At 69.4% G+C, this 16219-nt stretch carries 17 protein-coding genes; 12 read left to right on the forward strand and 5 right to left on the reverse strand.

What is annotated here, in order from left to right; genetic code table 11:
* Positions 1 to 44: 44 nt before the first annotated feature.
* The 5 genes from urtE to urtA form a co-directional block, all read right to left on the reverse strand.
* Complete coding sequence (urtE, locus tag GEMRO_RS0116135; protein ID WP_027134833.1) at positions 45 to 734, reverse strand: urea ABC transporter ATP-binding subunit UrtE; 690 nt, start codon at positions 732 to 734, stop codon at positions 45 to 47.
* On the reverse strand, positions 734 to 1498 hold the full coding sequence (gene urtD, locus GEMRO_RS0116140; RefSeq protein ID WP_035485447.1) for an urea ABC transporter ATP-binding protein UrtD: 765 nt from the start codon (positions 1496 to 1498) through the stop codon (positions 734 to 736). Before urtD ends, urtE begins: the two co-directional genes overlap by 1 nt.
* A complete protein-coding gene (urtC, locus tag GEMRO_RS0116145) occupies positions 1485 to 2633 on the reverse strand; it encodes an urea ABC transporter permease subunit UrtC (RefSeq protein WP_084507034.1) in 1149 nt (382 codons plus the stop codon). Before urtC ends, urtD begins: the two co-directional genes overlap by 14 nt.
* Positions 2630 to 4225, reverse strand: a complete 1596-nt coding sequence (gene urtB, locus GEMRO_RS0116150; RefSeq protein ID WP_027134836.1) for an urea ABC transporter permease subunit UrtB — start codon at positions 4223 to 4225, stop codon at positions 2630 to 2632. Before urtB ends, urtC begins: the two co-directional genes overlap by 4 nt.
* Before the next feature lie 89 nt (positions 4226 to 4314).
* On the reverse strand, positions 4315 to 5598 hold the full coding sequence (urtA, locus tag GEMRO_RS0116155; protein ID WP_051329129.1) for an urea ABC transporter substrate-binding protein: 1284 nt from the start codon (positions 5596 to 5598) through the stop codon (positions 4315 to 4317).
* Between the two features lie 178 nt (positions 5599 to 5776).
* On the opposite strand from urtA, the gene GEMRO_RS30025 reads away from it, so the two are divergent.
* The 12 genes from GEMRO_RS30025 (at position 5777) to ccmI (ending at position 16198) form a co-directional block, all read left to right on the forward strand.
* Complete coding sequence (locus tag GEMRO_RS30025; protein WP_205624992.1) at positions 5777 to 6583, forward strand: urease accessory protein UreD; 807 nt, start codon at positions 5777 to 5779, stop codon at positions 6581 to 6583.
* Positions 6584 to 6693: 110 nt separating this feature from the next.
* Positions 6694 to 6996: an urease subunit gamma gene (locus GEMRO_RS0116165; RefSeq protein ID WP_027134838.1), complete on the forward strand. Its 303-nt coding sequence runs from the start codon at positions 6694 to 6696 to the stop codon at positions 6994 to 6996.
* A gap of 82 nt (positions 6997 to 7078) precedes the next feature.
* On the forward strand, positions 7079 to 7387 hold the full coding sequence (locus tag GEMRO_RS0116170; RefSeq protein ID WP_027134839.1) for an urease subunit beta: 309 nt from the start codon (positions 7079 to 7081) through the stop codon (positions 7385 to 7387).
* A gap of 3 nt (positions 7388 to 7390) precedes the next feature.
* Complete coding sequence (ureC, locus tag GEMRO_RS0116175) at positions 7391 to 9103, forward strand: urease subunit alpha (RefSeq protein WP_027134840.1); 1713 nt, start codon at positions 7391 to 7393, stop codon at positions 9101 to 9103.
* A gap of 43 nt (positions 9104 to 9146) precedes the next feature.
* Positions 9147 to 9596: an urease accessory protein UreE gene (locus tag GEMRO_RS0116180; protein ID WP_027134841.1), complete on the forward strand. Its 450-nt coding sequence runs from the start codon at positions 9147 to 9149 to the stop codon at positions 9594 to 9596.
* Complete coding sequence (locus tag GEMRO_RS0116185; protein WP_240476700.1) at positions 9583 to 10296, forward strand: urease accessory protein UreF; 714 nt, start codon at positions 9583 to 9585, stop codon at positions 10294 to 10296. The genes GEMRO_RS0116180 and GEMRO_RS0116185 overlap by 14 nt, the downstream gene beginning before the upstream one ends.
* A complete protein-coding gene (gene ureG, locus GEMRO_RS30030; RefSeq protein ID WP_084507037.1) occupies positions 10293 to 10979 on the forward strand; it encodes an urease accessory protein UreG in 687 nt (228 codons plus the stop codon). Before GEMRO_RS0116185 ends, ureG begins: the two co-directional genes overlap by 4 nt.
* Positions 10980 to 11228: 249 nt before the next feature.
* Positions 11229 to 11684 carry a cytochrome c maturation protein CcmE gene (ccmE, locus tag GEMRO_RS0116195; protein ID WP_035485449.1) on the forward strand — a complete coding sequence of 152 codons (456 nt, stop codon included), beginning with the start codon at positions 11229 to 11231 and terminating at the stop codon, positions 11682 to 11684.
* Positions 11681 to 13669 (forward strand): heme lyase CcmF/NrfE family subunit, encoded by a 1989-nt coding sequence (locus GEMRO_RS0116200; RefSeq protein WP_027134844.1) that lies wholly within the window; start codon positions 11681 to 11683, stop codon positions 13667 to 13669. Before ccmE ends, GEMRO_RS0116200 begins: the two co-directional genes overlap by 4 nt.
* A 137-nt stretch (positions 13670 to 13806) precedes the next feature.
* Positions 13807 to 14268: a DsbE family thiol:disulfide interchange protein gene (locus GEMRO_RS0116205; protein WP_084507805.1), complete on the forward strand. Its 462-nt coding sequence runs from the start codon at positions 13807 to 13809 to the stop codon at positions 14266 to 14268.
* Positions 14265 to 14786 carry a cytochrome c-type biogenesis protein gene (locus GEMRO_RS30035; protein ID WP_051329131.1) on the forward strand — a complete coding sequence of 174 codons (522 nt, stop codon included), beginning with the start codon at positions 14265 to 14267 and terminating at the stop codon, positions 14784 to 14786. The genes GEMRO_RS0116205 and GEMRO_RS30035 overlap by 4 nt, the downstream gene beginning before the upstream one ends.
* Complete coding sequence (gene ccmI / locus GEMRO_RS30040) at positions 14783 to 16198, forward strand: c-type cytochrome biogenesis protein CcmI (RefSeq protein ID WP_051329132.1); 1416 nt, start codon at positions 14783 to 14785, stop codon at positions 16196 to 16198. The genes GEMRO_RS30035 and ccmI overlap by 4 nt, the downstream gene beginning before the upstream one ends.
* The last annotated feature ends 21 nt before the right edge of the window (positions 16199 to 16219 follow it).

Consider the following 16219-nt stretch of genomic DNA (forward strand, 5'->3'; position numbering starts at 1 on the left):
CCGGATGCCGGTCGACGGTGGGCAGGGCTCGACAACAGGTGGTTCTAGACCGCCACCAGCCGGCGGACCTCGTCCGGGTCGATCTCGGCGGCGGCGCCTTCCAGGACGATGCGGCCCCGGTCCATCACCAGGATCCGGTCAGCATGCCGGAAGGCGAAATCCAGATATTGCTCGACCAGCAGGATCGCCATCCTGCCGGTCCTGGCCAGTGCGGAGACAACCTCGCCGATCTGGTCGACGATGTTCGGCTGGATGCCTTCGGTGGGCTCGTCCAGGAGCAGGACCGAGGGGTCCGTCACCAGCGCCCGGGCGATCGCCAGCTGTTGCTGCTGGCCGCCGGACAAGTCGCCGCCCTTGCGGTGCAGCATCTGGCGGAGCACCGGGAACAGCTCGTAGAGCTGCTCGTCGATCTGGCTGGCGCGCCTGGTGGCGAACCCGGTCTGCAGGTTCTCTTCCACGGTCAGGCGCGGGAACACCTCGCGGCCCTGCGGGACCAGGGCGACCCCGGCGCGGGCGCGGCCATGGGTCGGGAGCCGGGCCAGGTCCTGGCCGTCCAGGGTTACCGTGCCGGCCTTGATCGGCAGCTGGCCGGCAATCGCGCGGAGCAGCGAGGTCTTGCCGACGCCGTTGCGGCCGAGCAGGCAGGTGACCTCGCCTTTGGTCAGGGACAGCGACACGCCGCGCAGCGCGATCGAGGCGCCGTAGGCGAGATGGAGGTCGTCGACCGCAAGCATCAGGAGCGTCCCAGATAGACGTCGACCACGGTGGGATCGGCGCGGACCATGGCCACGCTGCCCTCGGCCAGGACCCGGCCCTCGTGCAGCACGGTGGTCTTGGCGCCCAGGCTCTCCACGAAATGCATGTCGTGCTCCACCACCACCACGGTGTGCTGGCCCTTGAGCCGCAGGATCAGCGCGGCCGTTTTCTCGGTGTCGGCATCGGTCATCCCCGCGACCGGCTCGTCCAGGAGGATCAGCTTGGGGTCCTGGATCAGCAGCATGCCGATCTCCAGCCACTGCTTCTCGCCGTGGCTGAGCGCGCCCGCGACGACGTCGCGCCGCTCGCCGAGCCCCGTGGTCTCCAGGATGGCGTCGATCCGCTCGCGGGTCTCCGCCTTGGTGCGCATGGCGAGGAGGGTGCCGAGCTTCTGGCCGCCCAGGCTCGCCAGTTCCAGGTTGTCCCGCACCGTCAGCGCCTCGAACACGGTAGGTTTTTGGAACTTGCGGCCGATGCCGAGCCTGGCGATCTCCTCCTCGGCCTTGCGGGTCAGGTCGACCGAACCCTCGTAGAGGGCGGTGCCGGCGGTCGGCCTGGTCTTGCCGGTGATCACGTCCATCATGGTGGTCTTGCCGGCGCCGTTCGGGCCGATGATGGTGCGCAGCTCGCCCTTGGCCAAATAGAGCGACAGGCTGTTCAGCGCCTTGAACCCGTCGAAGTCGACGGTGACGCCGTCCAGGTAGAGCAGGGTGTCGGCGGGCAGGACGTCAGGCGCCGGCATGTTCAGGCTCCAGCTTCTCGACGACGGGGGCGGGCCGGGCCCGGCGCAGGCGGAGATCGGCCAGGGTGCCGATCACGCCCTTGGGCAGGAACAGGGTGACCGCGACGAACAAAGCACCCAGGCCGAACAGCCAGAGTTCCGGAAACAGGCCGGTGAACCAGGACTTGGCGCCATTGACGATGAACGCGCCGAGCGGTGCGCCGATCAGGGTGCCGCGGCCGCCCACTGCCACCCAGATCGCGATCTCGATCGAGTTGGCCGGTGAGAACTCCGAGGGATTGATGATGCCGACCTGCGGCACGTAGAGGGCACCGGCCACGCCGGCCATCATCGCGGACAGGGTCCACACGAACAGCTTCGCCGCCAGCACCCGGTGCCCCAGGAAGCGGGCGCGGGACTCTGCGTCGCGGATCGCGATCAGGAGGCGGCCGAGCGGCGCATCGGCGATCCGGATCGACAGCCACAGGCCGGCTCCCAGGGCCAGCACGGAGGCGATGTAGAGGCCGATCCGGGTTTCCATCGCCTGCAGCGGGTAGCCCAGGATGTCCTTGAAGTCGGTCAGGCCGTTGTTGCCGCCAAAACCCATGTCGTTGCGGAAGAAGGCCAGCATCAGGGCGTAGGTCATCGCCTGGCTGATAATCGACAGGTAGACGCCGGTGATCCGCGAGCGGAAGGCGAACCAGCCGAACACGAAGGCCAGGATGCCCGGCGCCAGGGCGACCATGAGCAGGGCGAACGGGAACTGGTCGAAGCCCTGCCAGTACCAGGGAAGCTCCGGCCAGTTCAGGAACACCATGAAGTCCGGCAGGTCCGGGTTGCCGTACACCCCCCGGTCGCCGATCTGGCGCATCAGGTACATGCCCATGGCGTAGCCACCCAGCGCGAAGAACGCGCCGTGGCCCAGCGAGAGCACCCCGGCCAGGCCCCAGACCAGGTCCAGGGACAGGGCCAAGAGGGCGTAGCAGACATATTTGCCGATCAGCGGCACGGCGTGGTCCGGCAGGTGCAGGGCCGAGCCCGGCGGCACCCACAGGTTCAGCACCGGCACGATCAGCAGCAGGAGCGCCAGGACCGCGAACATGGCGATCCGCCCGGCAGGGCCCAGCAACGTGGTGCGGTCGTTCACGGCGCTCATGCCTCGGCACTCCGGCCCTTGAGGACGAACAGTCCCTTCGGCCGCTTCTGGATGAACAGGATCACGATCACCAGGAGCAGCACCTTGGCCAGCACCGCGCCGGCGAACGGCTCCATCAGCTTGTTCAGCACGCCCAGGGTGAGCGCCCCCACCACGGTGCCGGCGAGCTGGCCGACCCCGCCGAACACCACGACCATGAAGCTGTCGACGATGTAGAGCGTGCCGAGGTTCGGGCTGACGTTGCCGACCTGGGACAGCGCCACGCCGCCCATGCCGGCCACCGCGGAGCCGAGCGCGAAGGTCAGCGCGTCGACCCGGGCGGTGTCGATGCCCACCGCCGCGGCCATGCGCCGGTTCTGGGTGACCGCGCGCATCTCCAGGCCGAAGCGGGAGCGCTGCAGGACGAACCAGACGATCGCCAGCACGATCAGGCTGAACAGGATGATGACCAGCCGGTTGTAGGTGAGCGTCACCCCGGCGAACTGGAAGGCGCCGCTCATCCAGGACGGGTTGGCGACCTCCTGATTGGTCGGGCCGAACACCGAGCGGACCACCTGCTGCAGGATCAGGGACAGGCCCCAGGTGGCCAGCAGGGTCTCCAGCGGCCGGCCATACAGGAAGCGGATCACGCCGCGCTCGATCAGCATGCCAAACAGGCCGGCGACGATCGCGGCCGCCGGGATCGCGGCGATCAGGTACCAGTCGATCATCGAGGCGGGCAGGAAGCTGCGGAAGAGCTGCTGGACCACGAAGGTGGTGTAGGCGCCCAGCATCAGCATCTCGCCATGGGCCATGTTGATGACCCCTGCCACGCCGAAGGTCACGGCCAGGCCAACCGCCGCCAGCAACAGGATCGAGCCCAGCGAGACGCCCTGGTAGAGGTTCACCCCGATGTCGATCCAGAAGCGCTTGCGCTCGATGGCGGCCAGCGCCTCGTCGGCGGCCTGCTTCAGCTCGGGATCGGTCTCGGTGGCGGCATAGCCGGAAAGGAGCCCCTGCACCCGCGGGTCGAGCGCGCCGGACAGGGCCTGGATCGCCGCCAGCTTCTTGGCCGGATCGTCGCTGGACAAGGCCAGCATCGACACCCCGAAGCGCATGCGCTCGGCGACCGCCGCGTCCTCCTCCTTCGAAAGCGCCTCCTCAAGCCGGGCCAGCGCTTCCGGGGAGCGGTCGTTCGTCAGGGCGTCGACCGCCGTCAGGCGCTGGCCGGGGTCCGCGGAGGTGAGGCCGAACAGGCCGATGGCGCCGCGCAGCTGGCCACGCAGCCGGTTGTTCAGCCGGATCTTGGCGCCGTCGCTCGGCGCGGCCGGCAGCGCCTCGCCGGTCAGGGCGTCGGTGGCGGTGGGTCCGTCCACGATGACCAGGCGCCCGTCCGGGGTTTTTTCCAAAGCACCGTCGGCCAGCGCCTGCAGGATCACCAGCGCCTGCGGGTCGCCGGTCGCCGCCAGCGCGTCGATGGCGTCGGCGGTCTCGCTGAACTTTCTGGGAGAAAGTCCCGCCGACGCGTCGGACAGAGAGACGGCGAAGGCACCGCCCGTTCCCAGGGCCGACAGGAACAGGCAGATCAGCCACACACGCAGGAATTGCCGCATCTCTTGATTGTCCGAGCGTCGGCGGGACGGCCTGCGCGCTCTTCCAGGGGAGGTGTCCGGAAGCGCGCGCAGGTGTCCGGGTCCGTGGGTCAGTAGGTCGGGGTTTCGCAGCCGCCGCAGACCCAGGGATAGGTCCAGTCCGCCGTCAGCTTGGCGCTCTCGGGAATGTAGTCCGACCAGGCATCGCCCGGGACGAGATCATCGGTCTCCCAGACGGTCTCGAACTGGCCGTCCGGCTGGATCTCGCCGATCAGCACCGGCTTGGTGATGTGATGGTTCGGCAGCATCACCGACACGCCGCCGGTCAGGTTCGGCGCTTCCTGGCCGATGATCGCCTGGCGGACCGCGTCGACATCGGTGGTGCCGGCCTGCTCGACCGCCTGCACCCACATCTGGAAGCCGATGTAATGCGCTTCCATCGGGTCGTTGGTGACGCGATCGGGGCTGGTGAAGGCCTGCCACTTCTCGATGAACGCCTGGTTCTCAGGCGTGTCCACCGACATGAAGTAGTTCCAGGCCGCCAGGTGCCCGACCAGCCCGCTGGTGTCGATGCCGGACAGTTCCTCCTCGCCGACCGAGAAGGCGACCACCGGCAGGTTCTCCGCCTTGATGCCCTGGTTGCCCAGTTCCTTGTAGAACGGGACGTTGGCGTCGCCGTTGATGGTGGAGACCACCGCGGTCTGCTTGCCCTCGTTGGCGAACGCCTTCACGTTCGTCACGATGGTCTGCCAGTCGCTGTGACCGAACGGGGTGTACTCCTCCATGATGTCCTCGTCGGGGATGCCCTTCGAGTTCAGGAAGGCGCGCAGGATCTTGTTGGTGGTGCGCGGGTAGACATAGTCGGTGCCGAGCAGCACGAAGCGGGTGGCGCCGCCGCCATCCTCGCTCATCAGGTACTCGACCGCCGGGATCGCCTGCTGGTTCGGGGCAGCGCCGGTATAGAAGACGTTCTTGGAGCTTTCCTCGCCCTCGTACTGGACCGGGTAGAACAGGAGGCCGTTCAGCTCCTCGAATACCGGCAGCACCGACTTGCGGCTGACCGAGGTCCAGCAGCCGAACACCGCGGCGACCTTCTCGGCCGCGATCAGGTCGCGGGCCTTTTCCGCGAACAGCGGCCAGTCGGAGGCGGGATCGACCACCACCGCTTCCAGCTTCTTGCCGAGCAGGCCGCCCTTCTCGTTCTGCTCCTCGATCAGCATCAGCATGACGTCCTTCAGCGTGGTTTCGCTGATCGCCATGGTGCCGGACAGGGAGTGCAGGACGCCTACCTTGATCGTTTCTTCCTGGGCCAAGGCCGGCAGTCCGGCCGCGACCGTCAGCGCGGTCCCGGCGAACAGACCCAGAAGATGCCGCTTGCTGCAGCTCCAGTTCATCTGGTTGATCCCTCGAAAATTCGTTCCGTCGGCCGCAGCCGGCCGCCCCGCATCAGGAGCAGCAAGATGGATGCCACGATTGCGTAACGGCCATGAAACGGGCAGCGCCGCCGATTTGCCGGGCACGGCTCAAGCACCGGTTCCTGGCGTGATGAAAAAAGAGGCAGCCGGCGCATCCTTGCGCACAGGCTTGCTGCAGCTTGGCTGGCAGGGGGGCACGCAGCGGCGCCTTTCGGTGCTGCGCCAGCAGGCGCCGCTGCGTGCGCTGTTCCCCCTGGAGCCGGACGGCGCCGATGCGGTGGTGGTGAACACCGGCGGCGGGGTGCTGGGCGGCGACCGGCTGGATGTGGAGATCGGGCTGGGCGAGGGGACCCGGGCGGTGGTCACCAGCCAGGCCGCGGAGAAGGTCTACCGTTCCGCCGGCGACGTTGCCGAAATCCGGACGCGCCTGCGTCTGGCCGAAGGCGCCACGCTCACCTGGCTGCCGCAGGAAACCATCCTGTTCGACGCCTGCCGGCTCTCGCGCCGCCTGGAGATCGACCTCCATCCGGACGCGCGCCTGCTGGCGGCGGAGATGCTGGTGTTCGGTCGGCTCGCCCGCGGCGAACAGCTGCGGGACGGCTCGCTGCGGGAGGCCTGGGATGTCCGCATCGGCGGCCGGCTCGCCTGGGCGGAGCGCTTCGGCCTGGAGCCGCCAAATGGCCCGCTCCTGGACGAGGAGCCGCTTGGCGGCGGCATGCGGGCGATGGCGACCGTGCTGTTCGCGGCCAGGGAAGCGCCCACCGCCTTGCAGACGGCCCGGGATGCCCTGGACCTGGTCGGCGGGGCACGCGGAGGGGTGACAGTGGTCAACGGAATGCTGGTGGGCAGGATCCTGGCAGCCGATCCCAGGATGGTCCGGCAGTCCCTGGCGCGGACGGTGGCGGCCTGGCGGGGCGGCTTGCTGGGGGAATCTCCGAGCGTCCCGCGCCTTTGGACGATATGATCTGATCCGGGAGGCAAGTGGCCCAGGCTTCCAAGGTCTGGCACAGCCGTTGCTTGCGGGTTCTACAGGCCGGTAAGGTTTCAGGCCGGCTTTCAGGAGGGTGAACTGCCTTGGAACTTTCTCCGCGCGAGAAGGACAAGCTGCTGGTGGCGGTGGCGGCGATGGTCGCGCGCCGACGGCTCGAGCGCGGCGTCAAGCTGAACTATCCCGAAGCCGTGGCGCTGATCACCGACCATGTCCTGGAGGGTGCCCGCGACGGCCGCTCCGTGGCCGACCTGATGGCCGATGGCGCCACCGTGCTGCGCCGGGAGCAAGTCATGGATGGCATTCCCGAGATGATCCACGAGGTCCAGGTCGAGGCGACCTTCCCCGACGGGACCAAGCTGGTCACCGTACACCAGCCGATCCGGTGATGGCGGGCCCGCGCCGCAGCGCGCGTCCAGCCCTGTCCGAGCGGATCGGCCCCGACCAAGAGCTGCGCCACTGGGAGGCTGCATGATACCCGGCGAATACATCGTCGCCCCGGGCGAGATCGAGCTGAACAAAGGCGCGGCGACCGTGACGGTCGAGGTCGCCAACACCGGCGACCGTCCGATCCAGGTGGGCTCCCACTATCATTTCTACGAAACGAACCCGGGCCTGGCCTTCGAGCGCGCGCTGGCCAGGGGCATGCGCCTGAACATCCCCGCCGGCACGGCGGTGCGTTTCGAGCCCGGCCAGAGCCGCTCGGTGACGCTGGTCCCGCTTCGCGGCGAGCGGATCGTGCTGGGCTTTCGCGGCGAGATCATGGGCAAGGTGGCCTGAACCATGTCGTATCGCATCGACCGCCGCACCTATGCCGGCATGTACGGCCCCACCGTGGGCGACAAGGTCCGCCTGGCCGACACCGAACTCTTCATCGAGGTGGAGAAGGATCTCACCACCTATGGCGAAGAAGTTAAGTTCGGCGGCGGCAAGGTGATCCGCGACGGCATGGGCCAGTCGCAGGCGACCCGCGCCGAGGGGGCGGTCGACACCGTCATCACCAATGCGCTGATCGTCGACTGGACCGGGATCATCAAGGCCGATATCGGCCTGCGCGACGGCCGCATCCACGCGATCGGCAAGGCCGGCAACCCGGACACCCAGCCGGGCGTCGACATCGTGGTCGGGCCCGGCACCGAGGTGATCGCCGGCGAGAACAAGATCGTCACCGCCGGCGGCATCGACGTCCACATCCACTGGATCTGCCCGCAGCAGATCGACGACGCCCTTTATTCCGGCCTCACCACCATGATGGGCGGCGGCACCGGCCCGGCCGCCGGCACCAGCGCCACCACCTGCACGCCGGGACCCTGGCACATCGCGCGCATGCTCCAGGCGATGGATGCCTTCCCGATGAACATGGGCCTGTTCGGCAAGGGCAACGCGTCGCGCCCGGACGCCCTGCGCGAGCAGGTGCTGGCGGGTGCCTGCGGGCTGAAGCTGCACGAGGACTGGGGCACCACGCCGGCCGCCATCGATTGCTGCCTGTCCGTCGCCGACGAGATGGACGTCCAGGTCCTGATCCACACCGACACGCTCAACGAGAGCGGCTTCGTCGAGGACACGGTCGCCGCCTTCAAGGGCCGCACCATCCACACCTTCCATACCGAGGGTGCGGGCGGTGGCCATGCCCCGGACATCATGAAGGTGGCGAGCCTTCCCAACGTCATCCCGAGCTCGACCAACCCGACGCGGCCCTACACGGTGAACACGCTGGACGAGCATCTCGACATGCTCATGGTCTGCCACCACCTGGACAAGCGCATTCCCGAGGACGTGGCGTTCGCCGAAAGCCGGATCCGCAAGGAAACCATTGCTGCGGAGGACATCCTCCACGACCTGGGCGCGCTCTCGATCATCTCCTCGGACAGCCAGGCCATGGGCCGGGTCGGCGAGGTGATCACCCGCACCTGGCAGACCGCGCACAAGATGAAGGTCCAGCGCGGCCGGCTGGCTGGGGAAACCGGCGACAACGACAACCTGCGCGTGCGCCGCTACATCGCCAAGTACACGATCAACCCGGCCATCGCGCAGGGGATCTCCCGGCATGTGGGCTCGGTCGAGGTCGGCAAGCTCGCCGACCTGGTGATCTGGAAGCCCGGCTTCTTCGGCGTGAAGCCGGACGTGGTGCTGAAATGCGGCACGATCGCGGCGGCGATGATGGGCGATCCCAACGCCTCGATCCCGACCCCGCAGCCCAGCCACACGCGGCCGATGTTCGGCGCGTTCGGCCGCTCCCTCACCGAGAGCGCCGTCATGTTCGTGTCGAAGGCGGCGATGGAGGACGGCCTTCCGGACCGGCTGGGCGTCGCCAAGACCTATCTGCCGGTGGAGGACACGCGCGGCGGCATCGGCAAGGCGGCGATGAAGCTGAACGATGCCACTCCGGTGATCGAGGTCGACCCGGAGACCTACCAGGTCCACGCCGACGGCGAGCTTCTCACATGCCAGCCGATGGCCGTCCTGCCGATGGCGCAGCGCTACTTCCTGTACTGACCCGGTTCCCACCCAGCATTTACCCAGCACAGGAGAGGTTGTCTTGGCACGTCGGCTCGTGGAGCACGCGCCCTCTGGCGAATGGCCGAGGGATGACGAGGTCGGCACGCTCACGCTGCCCTATGACGACCGCCACCGCCGCCGGGTGCGGCTGACCACCGACCAGGGCGACGAGGTCCTGCTCGACCTGCCGCGCGCGGTGGCGCTGGAGGAGGACGACGGCCTGATGTGCGAGCTGGGCGGCTGGTTTCGGGTGATCGCCGCCGCCGAGCCGGTCCTGGAGGTGGAAGGAAAGGACGCCACCCATCTGGCCCGGCTGGCCTGGCACCTGGGCAACCGCCACACCCCCACGGAGATCCGGCCGAACGTGCTGCGGGTACGGCAGGATCACGTGCTGGAAGCCATGCTGAACGGCCTGGGCGGTGCCACGCGCCGTCTGGTCGTGCCGTTCTCGCCGGAACGTGGCGCCTATCACGGCCATGACCATGGCTGATCCCGGCATTTTGCCGGGCCTGGACGAGCGGGCGTTCCTGCGGCTGCTCGCCTGGTCGTCCCCGGCCTTCCCGATCGGCGCGTTCGCGTTCAGCCATGGCCTGGAGACTGCGGTGGAGGAGGGCAGCGTGCGCGATGCCCAGACCTTGCGGCGCTATGTCGGCGCGGTCTGCCGGCACGGCTCGGGCTTCGCCGATGCGGTCCTGCTGGCAAGGGCGCACGACGCCGCCGGCTCGTCCGGGCTCGACGACCTCGTCCTGTTCGGCAACGCCCTGCGCGGGACGGCGGAACTGGCGCTGGAGGCCGGGATGCAGGGCGGGGCGGCGCTGCGGACGCTGCGGCAGGCCTGGCCCCACCCGCATCTGGATCGCCTGGACGCGCTGGTGCGCGAAATGGATGTCGAGCCGGTGCTGCCGGTCGTGAGCGGCGTGGCGGCCGCGGCCCATGGCATCCCGGCCGCCGGCGCCTGCCTCGCCCATCTCGCCGCCTTCGCCTGGAACCTGGTCTCGGCCGGTGTCCGGCTGGTGCCGCTCGGCCAGACCGATGGCCAGCGGGTCACCGCCCTGCTGGAGGAGGACCTGCCGGGCATCGTGGCGCTGGCGCTGGCTACCCCGATCGACGACCTGTTCGTCAGCGCCCCCATGGTCGATCTTCTCTCGATCTCCCACGAAACCCAGTACACGAGGTTATTCCGTTCATGAGCGGCCACGGTCCACTTCGCGTCGGCATCGGCGGCCCGGTCGGCTCCGGCAAGACCGCGCTCACGGAGCAGCTCTGCAAGCTCCTGCGCGACCACTATGCCATCGCCGCGATCACCAACGACATCTACACCAAGGAGGACGCCGAGATCCTGACCCGGTCCGGGGCGCTTGCCGCCGACCGGATCATGGGTGTGGAGACCGGCGGCTGCCCGCACACCGCCATCCGGGAGGACGCCTCGATCAACCTGCGGGCCGTCGACCTGATGTGCCAGCGCTTCCCGGACCTGGAGGTCCTGTTCATCGAGAGCGGCGGGGACAACCTTGCCGCGACTTTCAGCCCGGAACTGGCGGACATCGCCATCTACGTGATCGACGTGGCGGCCGGCGAGAAGATCCCGCGCAAGGGCGGCCCCGGCATTACCCGCTCCGACCTCCTGGTGATCAACAAAATCGATCTGGCGCCCCTGGTCGGGGCGTCGCTGGCGGTCATGAACCGGGATGCTGCGAAGATGCGCGGAAAGCGACCGTTCGTGTTCACCCAGATCAAGGACAGCGCAGGCGTCGAGGAGGTCGCGGCGATGCTTCTGGCGCTGGGCGGGCTGCCCTGGCGCCTGGCGGAGGCGCCGATCGGCATCGAGGCGCGCAACCGGCTGGCCCTGGAGGCCGAGGCCTCGCCCGCCTGACCCGGCGGGACCAGTTGTCGAGAAAGAACGCGGCCGTTCACTCCTCGTTCATTGATCCGTGCGATGCTCTCGAGGGTCGATCGCCTTGACGAGAGCCGCGGTTGCGCCGACCCTGCGTACCATATTCGCCCCATGGACGCGGCCCCGTGTCGCAGAACGGCGTGCGCGGTATTTGGATTGGCGGCGCTGTGGCTACTTGCGCAGCGGAGGCTGACCCGGGTCGGCAGAGAGTGGATTTCAAAGCGGTTCATGCGTCTTAGAAAGAAGCAGCGTCTCTACGTGGTCCTGGGAAGCCTCGTTCTGCTCGGCGGGGCGGCTGCCCTGGTGCTGACCGCGCTCGACCAGAATGTCGCGTTCTTCGTCACTCCCAGCCAGATTGCGGCGAACGAGGTGCCCAGCGCCCGCAACTTCCGGATCGGCGGCCTGGTGGTGGCCGGCAGCGTCGAGCGCGGCGACGATGGCAGCGTCCGCTTCCGGCTGACCGACACCAAGAACGAGGTGGCGGTCCAGTATGCCGGCGTGCTGCCGGACCTGTTCCGCGAGGGGCAGGGGATCGTGGCGCAGGGCGAGCTCGAGCCGGGCGGCCTGTTCCGCGCCCGCGAGGTCCTGGCCAAGCACGACGAGAACTACATGCCCAAGGAAGTGGTCGACTCGCTGAAGGCCAGCGGCGTGTGGCAGCACGAGGGGGAGGCGCCCGGCTCATGATCCCGGAACTCGGCCATCTGGCGCTGGTCCTCGCTCTCGTTCTGGCCTGCGTCCAGGGGACGCTACCGCTCCTGGCCGCGCACCGGGGTGACGCTGTCGGCATGCGCCTCGCGGTGAGCAGCGCCATCGGCCAGTTCGTGATGGTTTCCCTGGCCTTCGGGGCGCTGACCTGGGCCTATGTCGTCTCCGACTTCTCGGTGGTCAATGTCGCGGCGAACAGCCACTCCACCAAGCCGCTGATCTACAAGATCAGCGGCGTCTGGGGCAATCACGAGGGCTCGCTGCTGCTCTGGGTCTGGATCCTGGCGATCTTCGGCGCGATGGTGGCAGGCCTTGGCGGCAACCTGCCGCTGCCGTTCAAGGCGCGGGTGCTGGCCGTCCAGGGCATGATCGGCGCCGGCTTCCTGGCGTTCGTGCTGTTCACGTCCAATCCGTTCCTGCGGCTGGATCCGGCCCCGCTCGACGGCAACGGTCTCAATCCGATCCTGCAGGATCCCGGCCTCGCGATGCATCCGCCGATGCTCTACCTGGGCTATGTCGGCCTCTCCACCGCGTTCAGCTTCGCGATGGCGGCGCTGATCGAGGGGCGGGTCGATGCCGCCTGGGCGCGCTGGCTGCGCCCTTGGGTCCTGGCCGCCTGGGCCGCGCTGACCTTCGGCATCGCGCTCGGCTCCTGGTGGGCCTACTACACGCTCGGCTGGGGCGGCTGGTGGTTCTGGGACCCGGTGGAGAACGCCTCCTTCATGCCCTGGCTGGCCGCGACCGCGCTGCTGCATTCGGCGATCGTGGTGGAGAAGCGCGACACGCTGAAGGCATGGACCATCCTCCTGGCGATCCTGTCCTTCGCCCTGTCCCTGCTCGGGACCTTCCTGGTGCGCTCCGGGGTGCTGACCTCGGTGCACGCCTTCGCCTCCGACCCCACGCGCGGGATCTTCATCCTCGCCCTGCTGCTGGCCGCGATCGGCGGCGCCTTCTCCATGTTCGCCTGGCGGGCGCCGGTCCTTCGGGCGAGCGGCAGCTTCGCGCCGATCAGCCGCGAGAGCGGCCTGCTCCTGAACAACGTCCTGCTCGCGACCGGGACCGGGACGGTGCTGCTCGGCACGCTCTATCCCCTGATCCTGGACACGGTCGGGGGGCCGAAGATCTCGGTGGGCCCGCCCTATTTCGACGCGACCTTCGTGCCGCTGATGGTGCCGCTCCTGCTGGCCGCCCCGGTGGGCACCCTGCTCGCCTGGAAGCGGGGCGATCTTCCTGGCGTGCTGCAGCGCCTGGGCGTGGCGTTCCTGGCCGTGCTGGTGGCCGTGGGCGTCTGGCTGCTCGCGCAGGGCATGCAGCATCTGGCGGCGGGGCTTGGGCTCGGGCTGGCGGTCTGGCTGGTCATGGGCTCCCTGGTCGATCTGGCCGAGCGGATCGCCCTGTTCCGAGCACCTCTGGCCCAGTCCTGGCGCCGCCTGCGCGGCCTGCCCCGCTCGGCGCTGGGCGTGGTCGTGGCCCATGCCGGGGTGGGCCTGCTGGTGCTGGGGATCACCGGGGCTACCGCCCTGCGCGAGGAGCGCATCGCGGCGCTGGCGATGGGCGAGACGGTGGGGCTGGCAGGGGCGGAAGTGCGGCTGGTCGAGGTGCACGAGGAGCCCGGGCCCAACTATGTCGCGACCATCGGCACCTTCCGCACCGAGAAGGCCGGCCGGGTGCTGCACGACATCCGCTCGGAGAAGCGGTTCTACCCGGTGGAAGGCTCCCCCACCACCAAGCCCGGGATCGTCACCTCGGCGCTCGGCGACTACTACTACGTGCTGGGCGACCAGGCCGGCGACGGCCGGTGGACGGTCCGCCTCTACCATGAGCCGCTGGTTGTCTGGATCTGGTGGGGAGCCGGCGTGATCGGCCTGGGTGGCCTCATCAGCCTCTCCGACCGCAGGCTGCGGGTCGGCGCCCCGGCTCCGGCCAGGCGGCGGAACATGATCAGCAAGGGTGCGACGGCTTGAGCATCGACAACAAGGCGCAACGGGATGGCGCGTCCGACGCTTTGGGAAAGCCGGCTCAGAGACTGCCGCGCCGGGGGCTGCTTGCGTTCATCCCGCTCGTCCTGGTCCTGCTGCTGGGCGGCGTGTTCTGGCTGAACATGGGCAAGGACCCGGCGGAACTTCCCTCGGCGCTGGTCGGCAAGCCGGTCCCGACCTTCACCCTGCCGCCGCTGCCCGGGCGTTCCGACGGACTGAGCGATGCCGACCTGCGGACGGGCGAACCGAAGCTGGTCAATGTCTTCGCCTCCTGGTGTGTGCCCTGCCAGATCGAGCACCCGGTGCTGATGCGGCTGAAGGAGGAAGGCATCCCGATCGAGGCGATCAACTACAAGGACGATCCGGCCAAGGCGGAAGCCTTCCTGGCGAGGCTGGGCGATCCTTATGCCGGCATCGGCGCCGATCGCGACGGGCGGGTTGCCATCGAGTGGGGTGTCTACGGCGTGCCGGAGACGTTCGTGATCGATGGCGAGGGGACCATCCTGCTGCGGTTTCCGGGGCCGCTGACGCCGGAGATCTACGAGGACCGGATCCGGCCGGCGCTGGACAAGGCGGCGGGATGACCGGGGCGCTCCGCACCCTTCTGCTCGCCATCCTGGTGGCCCTGGCGAGCCTCGGCCTGCCGGGGCCGGCGCCCGCCGCCATATCGCCGGCCGAGCAGCTCGCCGATCCGGCCCAGGAGGCGCGTGCGCGGGCACTCGGGCAGGAACTGCGCTGCCTCGTCTGCCAGAACCAGTCGATCGATGACAGCGACGCCGACCTGGCCAAGGACCTGCGGCGGGTGGTGCGGGAGCGGATCGAGGCGGGCGACAGCGACCGGGAGATCCTGGACTATCTCACCGACCGCTACGGCGAGTTCGTGCTGCTGCGTCCGCCGGTGAGCCGCGCCACCTGGGTGCTCTGGTTCGGCCCGCTGGTGCTCCTGGTCGTGGCAGTGCTGACCGCCCTGGTGTGGCGCCGCCGCCAGGTCGCGACGGCGGAGCTTGGCTGGACCGAAAGCGAGCAGATCCGGCTCGATCAGGCTCTGTCCGAGATGGAAGGCGAGGTCACGCCACGCACCGAGCCGCGCGCCCGGTCATGATGGAACCGCTGTTCGTCCTGCTGGCGCTGGCGATCCTGGCCGTGGTCGCACTCTGCGTGCTCTGGCCGCTGCGCGGCGATGCCGTTCCGGCGGACCGCCGGCAGCACGATCTTCTGGTCTATCGGGACCAGCTGGCCGAGGTGGATCGCGACCAGGCGCGCGGCCTGATCGCGGCCGACCAGGCCGAGGCGGCCCGGGTCGAGATCCGCCGGCGCATCCTGCGCGCCGGCACACCCGCCGCACCGGCCTCGCCATCGCCTGGCCACCGGCCGCACCGGCCGGGAAAGGGGGCGAGGCTGATCGTCGGCGGACTGGCGGCGGCGGTCCCGGCGTTCGCCCTCCTGACCTACCTGTCGCTCGGCCGGCCGGACCTGCCATCCCTGCCGTTCGCGGCGCGGCCGGAGGCTCCGGTAGCCGACCGGCTGCCCGCCCTGCGCGAGGAGGCGGCCGCTCTGTCCGCCCGGCTGGAAAAGGCGCCCCAGGATGTCGGGGGATGGCTGCAGCTGGCCCGGCTGCAGGCCGAGCTCGGCGAGATGGATCAGGCGGTCCGGACGGTGCGCCGGGCCCGGCAGCAGGCGCCTGGCGACGATCAGGTCGTCGTGGAACTGGCCAACCTGCTGACCTCCGCTGCCGGCGGCATGGTGACGCCGGAGGCGCGGGAGCTGTTCGAGCAGTCGCTGGCTGCGGCAGGCAGCGAGGATGCAGCCGATCCCCGGACCGTCTACTTCCTGGGCGTCGCCGACGCGCAGGAAGGCGACCTGCCGGCGGCGATCGAGCGCTGGAAGAGGCTGCTGGCCCGGGCACCCGCCGAGGCACCCTGGCGTGAACAGCTGGCCGAATCCATCCAGGTCGCGGCCCGGGAGGCCGGGATGGATGTCGGGGATCTGGGAGGCGGGCAGGCGACCGGTCCAGCCATGCCCAGTTCCGAGGACGTCGCCGCCATGGCCGCGCTCACGCCCGAGGAGCGTGCCGACCGGATCAGGTCGATGGTCGAGGGGCTCGATGCCCGGCTCCAGGAGGAACCGGACGACGTGGATGGCTGGCTGCGCCTGGGGCGGGCGCGGGCGGTGCTGGGCGAGCAGGAGGAAGCCGTGGCGGCCTATGAGAAGGCAGCGGCGCTCAGGCCGGATGATCCGGCCATCCTGGCCGCCCTCGGCACGGTGCTGATCACCCGTACCCACGAGCCCACCGGGCTTCCACTGGTGGACGCGCGCGCCAAGGCGGTGTTCGAGCGCCTGGACAGGCTGGCACCCACCGACCCGCAGCCAGCCTGGTTCCTGGGTCTGGCGGCGGCCCAGGCCGGCGACCGGGCGGCTGCCCGCGCCCATTGGCTGGAACTCCTGGACCGCCTGCCGGCGGACCATCCCGATCGCCCTGCCATCGAGCAGCTCGTCGCCGAACTGAAGCCATGAGCGGGACCTGGCGGCGTGACA

It is taken from the genome of Geminicoccus roseus DSM 18922, from assembly GCF_000427665.1.
Lineage (GTDB): Bacteria > Pseudomonadota > Alphaproteobacteria > Geminicoccales > Geminicoccaceae > Geminicoccus > Geminicoccus roseus.

Bases quoted from the DNA above. Each gene is read 5' to 3' on its own strand.
- GEMRO_RS0116170 (WP_027134839.1), top strand. From the start codon at position 7,079: ATGATACCCGGCGAATACATCGTCGCCCCGGGCGAGATCGAGCTGAAC.
- GEMRO_RS0116185 (WP_240476700.1), top strand. From the start codon at position 9,583: ATGACCATGGCTGATCCCGGCATTTTGCCGGGCCTGGACGAGCGGGCG.
- ureC (WP_027134840.1), top strand. From the start codon at position 7,391: ATGTCGTATCGCATCGACCGCCGCACCTATGCCGGCATGTACGGCCCC.
- ureG (WP_084507037.1), top strand. From the start codon at position 10,293: ATGAGCGGCCACGGTCCACTTCGCGTCGGCATCGGCGGCCCGGTCGGC.
- urtE (WP_027134833.1), bottom strand. From the start codon at position 734: ATGCTTGCGGTCGACGACCTCCATCTCGCCTACGGCGCCTCGATCGCG.
- ccmI (WP_051329132.1), top strand. From the start codon at position 14,783: ATGATGGAACCGCTGTTCGTCCTGCTGGCGCTGGCGATCCTGGCCGTG.
- urtB (WP_027134836.1), bottom strand. From the start codon at position 4,225: ATGCGGCAATTCCTGCGTGTGTGGCTGATCTGCCTGTTCCTGTCGGCC.
- GEMRO_RS0116200 (WP_027134844.1), top strand. From the start codon at position 11,681: ATGATCCCGGAACTCGGCCATCTGGCGCTGGTCCTCGCTCTCGTTCTG.
- GEMRO_RS30035 (WP_051329131.1), top strand. From the start codon at position 14,265: ATGACCGGGGCGCTCCGCACCCTTCTGCTCGCCATCCTGGTGGCCCTG.
- urtD (WP_035485447.1), bottom strand. From the start codon at position 1,498: ATGCCGGCGCCTGACGTCCTGCCCGCCGACACCCTGCTCTACCTGGAC.
- urtA (WP_051329129.1), bottom strand. From the start codon at position 5,598: ATGAACTGGAGCTGCAGCAAGCGGCATCTTCTGGGTCTGTTCGCCGGG.
- urtC (WP_084507034.1), bottom strand. From the start codon at position 2,633: ATGAGCGCCGTGAACGACCGCACCACGTTGCTGGGCCCTGCCGGGCGG.
- ccmE (WP_035485449.1), top strand. From the start codon at position 11,229: ATGCGTCTTAGAAAGAAGCAGCGTCTCTACGTGGTCCTGGGAAGCCTC.
- GEMRO_RS0116205 (WP_084507805.1), top strand. From the start codon at position 13,807: ATGGGCAAGGACCCGGCGGAACTTCCCTCGGCGCTGGTCGGCAAGCCG.